The sequence below is a fragment of the Streptomyces sp. NPDC050263 genome, assembly GCF_040655955.1.
Lineage (GTDB): Bacteria > Actinomycetota > Actinomycetes > Streptomycetales > Streptomycetaceae > Streptomyces.
In genome coordinates, this window is the sequence record NZ_JBFAKW010000218.1 from 1 (window position 1) to 8,068 (window position 8,068).

Genomic DNA, 8,068 nt, shown 5'->3' on the forward strand with positions numbered 1-8,068 from the left:
CCAGACTCGACCGGCACACCGCCGATCACCCAGAAGAATCCTCCGCCGCCCCAGCCGCATGATCAACCCCCGAAGGACTTACGACGCAGACCACTAAGCCCCGGTTCCGACCAGGGTCAAGATCTACGACGCGTCAGCTCGCGCCCGGGACGGTGCCGCCCTTGAGGCGTTCCAGGTCCGAGGGGCGGACCTGGATCACCACGACCGCGATCAGCGCGGCCAGGACCGTGAAGATCGCCGCCATGACGAAGGAGGCCGAGACGCCGGCGGTGAGGACCTCGTCCGCCCAGGGGTCGGGAAGCTGCCCGGTACGCCGGAACTGCAGCCGTTCGGCCGGGGTCGCCTGGGACAGGAAGTCGGGGATCTGGTTCTCCGCCTCGTTGCGGCTGGCCGTGCCGTACATCGTGACCAGGATGGACAGGCCGAGCGAACCGCCCACCTGCTGGGTGGCGTTGAGGAGTCCGGAGGCCGCGCCGGTCTCCCGCGGGGACACGTTGGAGAGCGCCATCAGCGTGAGGGACACGAACTCCATGCCCATCCCGAGGCTGAAGACGAGCATCGGCCCCAGGACACTGCCCGCGTACGTGGAGTGGACGTCGGTCAGGGTCAGCCAGGACAGGCCGCCCGCAGCGAGGATCGCACCCACCACCATGAAGGGCTTGGGGCCGTACGTGGGCAGGAACTTCGAGGCCAGCCCGGCGCCGATCGCGATGACCGCGCTGACCGGCAGGAAGGCGAAGCCGGCCGCGAGCGGGCTGAAGTCGAGCACGTTCTGCACGAAGAGCGTGAGGAAGAAGAACATGCCGAAGATCGCGGCGGCGAGGCACAGCATGATGCCGTACGTGCCCGCCCGGTTGCGGTCGGCGAACATGTGCAGCGGCGTGATCGGCTGCCGCGAACGCCGCTCGACCAGGATGAACACCGCCAGGATGACGACGGCGGCGCCGAACGAGGCGAGCGTGAGGGGGTCCCGCCAGCCTTCCTGCGCGGCTCTGATGAACCCGTACACCAGCAGGACCATGCCCGCGGTGGAGGTGAGCGCGCCGGTGACGTCGAAGTGGCCGGGGTGGCGTTCGGACTCCTTGATGAAGCGGGGTGTGGCGAGGGCGATGAGCAGTCCGATGGGGACGTTGACGAAGAGCACCCACCGCCAGTTCAGCCACTCGACGAGGATCCCGCCCGCGAGGAGGCCGATCGCGCCGCCGCCCGCCGAGACCGCGGCGAACACCCCGAAGGCCCGGTTGCGCTCAGGGCCTTCCTGGAACGTCGTGCTGACCAGGGAGAGCGCGGTCGGGGACGCGATGGCGCCGCCGACGCCCTGGAGGGCGCGTGCGGCGAGGAGTTGGGCCTCGTTCTGGGCGAGTCCGCCGAGCAGGGAGGCGAGCACGAAGAGCAGCACTCCGAAGACGAACACCCGCCGCCTGCCGAGGATGTCGCCGGCCCGGCCGCCGAGGAGCAGCAGACCGCCGAAGGTGAGCGTGTAGGCGTTGACCACCCATGCCAGGCTGGTGGTGGAGAAGTCCAGGGAGCGCTGGATGTCCGGCAGCGCGATGTTCACGATGGTGATGTCCAGGACCACCATCAGCTGGCACGACGCGATGACCAGCAGCGCCATCACGTTACCGCCGCCGTCCTGTCGGGCGGAGGCCTGGGTCGCTGAAGTCGGCTGCGGAAGGCTGCTCATGGCGTGTCGCCCGCGCGGAGGCGGGCCCTTGGAGAGGTCGGTGGACGGCTGTGCCCACCGTCGGGTCCACCGTTCGACGGTACGCCCGCGGCCGGACCGTCACCACTCGGCCATCCGCGGGACTCGATCGGCCTCGGCCGGTGTGCGGCGGCCGGCGCATACGGGCCGTGCCAGGACTCCCCCGTCGTCCTGGCACGGCCCACAGCTCGCGGCGTGCGCCGCGGTGATCTTCATGGTGCAGGAGAGGTGCCCGCCGTGTCGTTGGCGTACGGTCCACGGCTACTTGGCGATGCGTCCACACCGCCGCGCCACGCCTCGGTCAGCGCCTGTTCGCGCAGTTCGCTGGGCGGGAGGCCGTAGGCGGTGCGGAACGCCCGGGTGAACTCGGCGGCGCGCGGGAAGCCCCACCGGGCGGCGACGGCATGGATGGGCACCGCGTGCAGCCCGGGGTCGGCGAGGTCGCGGCGGGCCTTCTCCAGTCGCTGGTCCCGGATGTAGGAGGCGACCGTCAGGCCTTCGGCCTGGAAGAGGCGGTACAGGTAGCTGCGGGAGACGTGGTGTGCGGCGGCGACCCCTGCGGGGGTCAGGTCCGGGTCGCTCAGATGTCGGCGGATGTACGACTTGGCGCGGAGCGTGAGGGTACGGCCGTGGGTCTCCGGCAGGCGCCGGAGGTCGGCGTCCACGGCCTGCGCGAAGACGGCCGTGACGAGGTCGACGACCACCGTGCCCAGCCGGGGCGCGTCCGAGGGCTGGTAGGGGGCGGTGTCCGCGACCAGTCGGAGGAGGAACTGCGCCAGCAACGCGCCGATGCCCTCCCGGCCCGACACCCGACCCCCGATGAACCGGTCGGCGCGGTGACCGGGCACGACCACCAGGGACCTGGGGATCTCCAGGCCGACGAGGGTGACCGGGTCGGGGCCGGTGGCGATGTCCCAGGACCGGGAGGAGGAGTTGGTGTGGAAGTCGTTGATCCGGTAGGCCGCCTGCTCCCTGCCCCAGTCGGCGGCGCCCTCGCCCTTCAGCAGGAGGGACAGGTGGATCGTCTCGGGATCGGACTGCCGGACGAGCTTCGGCGTGCGACGGAAGACCAGGTGGTCGAAGGTGGCGGGCCATACCGTGACGTCGTCGCCCAGCCCGATCACGCGCTGGTGGCCGTGGTAGTCCGCGGTGCGGTCACTGGTGAGCTGCATGGGCGCGTGGGTGCGGCCCATGCGCTCCGCCCATGCCTCGAACCGCGCGTCCACCGGTAGGTCCGCGGTGCGGAAAACCGATTCGTGCAGCACAAACGAAGTCAACCACACCGCTCGGACGGGCTCGTTGGCGCGGGCGGGCGGACACCACACGCCGCGCAGTGATGCCACGTTACCGATCAGTCATATTACTGAACCGTAACCTGCCGACCGCTACCCGAGGCAACCCACCCACCGCTACGGTCCTGACAGTTCGTCTAAGAGCGGCGCTCGGCAGCGGTGGACGACCGAGGCCCTGCGCCGCTCGGTCGTCACGGCCCGCACCCCACCGGGCCGTCCGCCACCCGAGCCGCAGACGAAGGCTCGGCCTCCCCCTCACCGGAGGTCCGCCATGCCCGCCCCCACCCGCCTGTCGGCCGCGGCCGTCACCGCCGCCGCCTGCCTCGGAGTCACCGCAGTACCCGCAGACGCGACGGCCCAGTCGGACGCCGTGGTCTCGCGCGGCGTCACCATCCCCACGTTCTACAACCCGCCCGCCTCGCTCCCGGCGGCGGACGGCGCCCTGGTCCGGTCCGAACCGCTCCCCCTCGCGTTGAGCCTGCCGGGCATCGACGGACCGCTGCCCGGGACCGCGACCCGCCTGATGTACAAGTCCACGGACTCCGCCGGCCGGCCCATGGCGGTCACCGGCGCGTACCTCGATCCGACGGCCCGCTGGAAGGGCGGCGGGCCGCGGCCGCTGGTCGCCCTGGCGCCCGGCACCATGGGCCAGGGCGACCAGTGCGCCGCCTCCCTCGGCCTCGAACACCCGCTCCTCGTCAACGGGCAGACCCTGTCGGTCGGTTACGAGACCCTGGCGATCTACCGCCTCCTCGCCCGGGGCATCGCCGTCGTGGTCACGGACTACACCGGGCTGGGCGCGACGGACCGGCTGCACACCTACGTCAACCGGGTGGACGAGGCGCACGCCGTCCTGGACGCCGTCCGCGCGGCCCGCTCCCTCGACGGGACGTCGCTCACGGCCGGCTCCAAGGTGGGGCTGTTCGGCTACAGCCAGGGCGGCGGGGCCACGGCGGCCGCCGCCGAACTCCAGCCGTCCTACGCCCCCGACGTCACCCTCTCCGGGACCTACGCCGGGGCGCCGCCGGCCGATCTGGCCGCCGTCACCAAGGCCATCGACGGCAGCGACCTGGCCGGGGCGCTGGGCTGGTCGGTGAACGGCTTCCTCGAGTCCGACCCCGCCCTCGAGCCGATCGCCGACGCCCACCTGAACGCGGCGGGCCGCGCCGCGCTCAAGGACCTGTCGACGATGTGCGTGGGCGACGCGCTCCTCGCCTACAACTCGGCGCGCAGCACCGCCTGGACCACGGACGGGCGTTCCATCAGCGACGTCGTCCAGTCGGAGCCGGCGCTCAAGGCGTTCCTGGCCGACCAGCGCATCGGCCGCCTCGAGCCGACGTCTCCGGTACGGGTGGCGACCGGCACCGCCGACGACCTGGTGCCGCACGCGCAGGCCCGCGCCCTCGCCGTGGCCTGGTGCGCCAAGGGGGCCGACGTCACCTACAAGCCGGTGGTCCTGCTCCCCCTCGGCCGGGCCCTGATCAACCACTTCACGCCGTTGCTCGTCGACCAGGGCGACGCGATCTCCTGGCTGGCCGACCGGCTCGACGGCAGGCCCGCGAACTCCAACTGCTCCACTCTTCCGCTGCTGCCCTGACTCCGGGCGCCGAGGCGGCGGCGGCCCGGCATCCGGCCCGGGGCGGGCCGTCGCGGCGAAGGCGCCGGATCCGGCGGCGAAGGCGATGACGAGCGCGTTCGTCCAGTCGTAGCCGCCGCTGCTCTCGTAGGTGGTGCCGTCGTCGAGTACGCACTCGGAGCCCGGCGGGAAGCAGGAGGCGCGGTGTGTGACGAGGTGTCGGCGGGTCTCCGCCGGCGCCTTCTCGCCGCGGCAGGCGGGCGCGGGGACGAGTCCGCGCCGGACTGGGACTCATGCTCGGCCTACGCCACCGCTGCTCGGCCTACGCCACCGCTCCGGCTCCCAGCAGGTAGCAGCCGAGGGCCGCCGCTGCCGCCGTCTTCGCCGACCGGCGCAGCAGGTTCACCGCCCGGTCCGGCCGCCTGCCGGGCAGGGCGACGGAGATGAGCTTGACGACGACGGCGACGCACCGGACGGGATCGCGAACAGGGTCGCCGTTCCTGACAGGGCCGACACGGCTGGGGCTCGTCTTCCGTCGGGAGCCGCGTGATCGGTGTCGTGCGTCGCGGCACTCGCCGATCTTGGACGGAAGCCGAGCTGCCCAGCCGTGACGGAGGCCACAAGTCCGCGTCACGGGCCTGTCACAGTGACGCGGCGGCGGCGCTCTCAGCCGAGGTGATAGCTGTCGCCGTACACCTTCCAGTCCAGCGGCGTGTCGAGGTTGAGGTTGCCCTTGCGCAGGAAGACGCGCTGGGCGGTGTCCACGCGGCTGGTGTCGCTGTGCGCCTCCTCCTGCTTCATGGCCCAGACCCGGGCGTCGAGGAAGGCGTTCAGATACGCCGTCTCGCCGCCGCCCTGGGCCGGCGGCTTCGCCTTGGCCAGCGCGCGCTTGCGGATGTTGCGGAAACTGGTCGGGTCGGTGCCGTCGCCGTGCATGACGATGGCGTCGTAGTACACGAACTGGCCGAGGACGCCCAGGCCGTCCGTCTTGCCCTGGCTGACCGCCGGGTTGAAGTAGACGCGGTCGCGTTCGTCGTTCTGGGCCTGCTGGAACACCGTGTCCTGGGCGGCCTTGCGCCAGTCCTTGGGGTAGTTCGGGTCGAGGCCGGCGTGCGAGTCGGTGCCGTCGACCGCGCGCAGGGCGGGCAGGTATTTGGCAAGAACGTTGCCCGGCTTGCGGTCGACGTAGAGCTCCACGAGGTCGAGCATGTCGCTGGTGCCGGAGCAGAAGCCGATGATGCCGGCGGTGTAGCCGCGGCCGTCGCCGATGTCCTCGATGTACTTGTACTGGGCCTTCCAGTCGAGCGAGGAGTTCTCCGCGCTCGACACCAGCTTCATGGCGATCTCCTTCTTCGCCGGGTCGTCGAGACCCTTCGCCTTCGCGGTGGTGGCCGCGCCCGCGCTCTGCGCGTCGAGGAGCGGTACGGCCGCCAGGGCGCCGGCGACGGCTCCGGTCAGGGCGAGGAAGACGCGACGGGAGGTGGGGGCGGGGGTGCGGCCGTCGACCGGCCGGGATATGTGCGCCACAGGGGCTCCAGACAAGGAGTGGGGGGTGGGGTGACTTCCGTGTTGCGAACCGAATTGCGACTGACAGGAAAGTTTCCTATCAAGCACGCGCGACAGAAGTAACCCTGCCGAAGACATGTTCGTGCGATCGAACAAAGATCCGCCGCGCCGCGGGCCAGGCTAGAGCAGACGGATCATCAGAAACACGAAGAAACCAATGAGTCCGATATGAAAGAGGGCCATGCAGATCCACTGGGACACAGGCATGCGCCAGGCCGTCGACTGGAGGATCTCCCACTCGCTCACCGCGAAGGCGGCCAGCACCAGACCGAGCACCTCCCACAGCACGATCCACCAGCCCGACGGACTCGCCCCCAACGTGCCGTCGATCGCGGCGGGGATGCGCGTCGCGCGGTGCAGCAGGAAGAGTCCGATGAAGAGCTTGTGCCAGCCGTGACCGGCGTCGGGTGCGGCAGTTACGCGCGGGGCGGGCGCGGCTGGTGCGGCTGGCGTAAATCCGGTCGACATTCGCACATTTGATCACCTTCCCGCGACGAAGGCACCCCCTCCCCCGCCCGCCCCCGGTCGCGAGCGCGAGCGGCACGGTGGCCACCACGCCGGCCCAGCGCTGGTCAAGCACCTCCAGGGGCTGGGCGGGATCCGCCGGGCGGTGCCGGCCCTGCAGATGGGCCAGTACTCGACCGACGGCATCAGCGGCGGGACGGCCTTCAAGCGCCGCTGCACCAGCGGGAGCACGGACAGCTTCGCCCTGGCGACCGTCACGGCGGGGCGAACTTCACGGGCATCTCTGACGGCACCTGCACGGACGCCGTCACCGGTGACGTGAAGAGCTTCCCGAACGGCTCCCTGACGGTGTCCGCGCCCGGCAAGGGCAACCTGCGGATGTACGCGCTGAACGGACCCGGAAAGGTGGGAGTCGACGGGCCCTGTCCGAAGTAGCGCCGGATACGGCCACTGCCCCGGGCACGGCCACGGCCACTCATGGAATGTCGCCCCGCCAGTCGAAACGGCGGTCGTCGGCGCCGCGTCGCTCGTACAGGGCGCGGCCGCCGGGCCCGTAACGGCCTATCTCGGTGGTCAGCGCCGCCTCGCGGTCGTGGGCGGAGCGGTCCGTGACATCCAGCAACAGCCCGTCCAGCGGGCCGCCCACCAGTTGGGCGTACACGCGGTCCGGGCGGGGCCCCGCGTCGTCGTGATCGGCGCCGTAGACCCGGCCCCGCAAGAACTCAACCTCGTCCATGACCAGCAGCCTGTCACCCACCACTGACAACGGCCCGTCGAGCACTCTTCGGCCAAGGCCGTGCCCGGACCTGGCACGCATCGCCCACGTCCGTCCGGTTGCGTCCCAACTCGGCCAATTGTGCCGCCAGTTATGACCGAAAACGCCAGTAACTCCAGCACAACCATCCGAAGGCCCCGCCCGTCACATAAGGCAGGAGTAACCAACTCCTAAACACACAAGGGGGAAATATGCGCTTCACTCACTCCATGCTGGGCGCCGCGGCACTGGCCGCCCTGGCGGTGGGGGCCACCACCGCCCTGGCGGCACCCGCCTCCGCCGCACCCAACACCACCCCGCAGAAGGTCTGCGGCAGCGGCTACAAGACCGTGAACTCCGCCGCCGTCGGCTCGCTGGGCACCCTCTACCTCGCCTACAACTCCGGCAACGGCAACAACTGCGTCGTCACCATCCGCAACAACCCCGGCACCGCCATGGACATGTCCGCCTGGATCTACGTCCCCGAGACCAACGAAGGGGACGAGGACTACGGGAGCTACACCTCCTACGCCGGCCCCTCCTACGTCATCGGAAAGGGCCACTGCGTCGACTGGGGCGGCAACATCGGAAACACCTACGTCCAGGTGATCGGCTCCAACTGCGGCTCGCGCGCGGAACACCGCACCACCTACACCCGCTGACCCACCCACCACACCCGGACGCATGGCGCCGGCCTCGGGCCGGCGTTCCTC

The 8,068-nt window shown here is 70.9% G+C and carries 7 protein-coding genes and 1 pseudogene; 3 read left to right on the forward strand and 5 right to left on the reverse strand.

The genetic code is table 11. The features are described 5' to 3' along the window. Positions 1-133: 133 nt before the first annotated feature. Together AB0J04_RS44590 and AB0J04_RS44595 are read right to left on the reverse strand one after the other, a co-directional pair. Entirely contained in the window at positions 134-1,615 is a 1,482-nt protein-coding gene (locus AB0J04_RS44590) for an MFS transporter (RefSeq protein ID WP_363174450.1), read from the reverse strand. Between the two features lie 299 nt (positions 1,616-1,914). Further along, positions 1,915-2,928 (reverse strand): AraC family transcriptional regulator, encoded by a 1,014-nt coding sequence (locus tag AB0J04_RS44595; protein ID WP_363174444.1) that lies wholly within the window; start codon positions 2,926-2,928, stop codon positions 1,915-1,917. Between the two features lie 337 nt (positions 2,929-3,265). Between AB0J04_RS44595 and AB0J04_RS44600 the strand changes: the two genes are divergently transcribed. Then, positions 3,266-4,591 (forward strand): alpha/beta fold hydrolase, encoded by a 1,326-nt coding sequence (locus AB0J04_RS44600; RefSeq protein ID WP_363174445.1) that lies wholly within the window; start codon positions 3,266-3,268, stop codon positions 4,589-4,591. Between the two features lie 645 nt (positions 4,592-5,236). On the opposite strand, the gene AB0J04_RS44605 is transcribed toward AB0J04_RS44600, so the two are convergent. Further along, positions 5,237-6,097 carry a chitosanase gene (locus AB0J04_RS44605; protein WP_363174446.1) on the reverse strand — a complete coding sequence of 287 codons (861 nt, stop codon included), beginning with the start codon at positions 6,095-6,097 and terminating at the stop codon, positions 5,237-5,239. A 159-nt stretch (positions 6,098-6,256) separates the two neighbouring features. Further along, positions 6,257-6,610, reverse strand: a complete 354-nt coding sequence (locus AB0J04_RS44610) for a hypothetical protein (protein ID WP_363174447.1) — start codon at positions 6,608-6,610, stop codon at positions 6,257-6,259. Positions 6,611-6,660: 50 nt separating this feature from the next. Between AB0J04_RS44610 and AB0J04_RS44615 the strand changes: the two are divergent. After that, positions 6,661-7,036, forward strand: a pseudogene (locus AB0J04_RS44615) (alpha-amylase); the annotation flags it as partial. Between the two features lie 40 nt (positions 7,037-7,076). Here AB0J04_RS44615 and AB0J04_RS44620 read toward each other — a convergent pair. Continuing rightward, complete coding sequence (locus AB0J04_RS44620; protein WP_363174448.1) at positions 7,077-7,337, reverse strand: hypothetical protein; 261 nt, start codon at positions 7,335-7,337, stop codon at positions 7,077-7,079. 230 nt (positions 7,338-7,567) lie between these two features. Here AB0J04_RS44620 and AB0J04_RS44625 point away from each other — a divergent pair, with 230 nt between their 5' ends. After that, positions 7,568-8,017: a spore-associated protein gene (locus tag AB0J04_RS44625; protein WP_363174449.1), complete on the forward strand. Its 450-nt coding sequence runs from the start codon at positions 7,568-7,570 to the stop codon at positions 8,015-8,017. Positions 8,018-8,068: the final 51 nt, after the last annotated feature.

Coding starts and splice junctions, on each gene's coding strand:
- AB0J04_RS44625 (WP_363174449.1), top strand. CDS start 7,568: ATGCGCTTCACTCACTCCATGCTGGGCGCCGCGGCACTGGCCGCCCTG.
- AB0J04_RS44600 (WP_363174445.1), top strand. CDS start 3,266: ATGCCCGCCCCCACCCGCCTGTCGGCCGCGGCCGTCACCGCCGCCGCC.
- AB0J04_RS44590 (WP_363174450.1), bottom strand. CDS start 1,615: ATGGCGCTGCTGGTCATCGCGTCGTGCCAGCTGATGGTGGTCCTGGAC.
- AB0J04_RS44620 (WP_363174448.1), bottom strand. CDS start 7,337: ATGGACGAGGTTGAGTTCTTGCGGGGCCGGGTCTACGGCGCCGATCAC.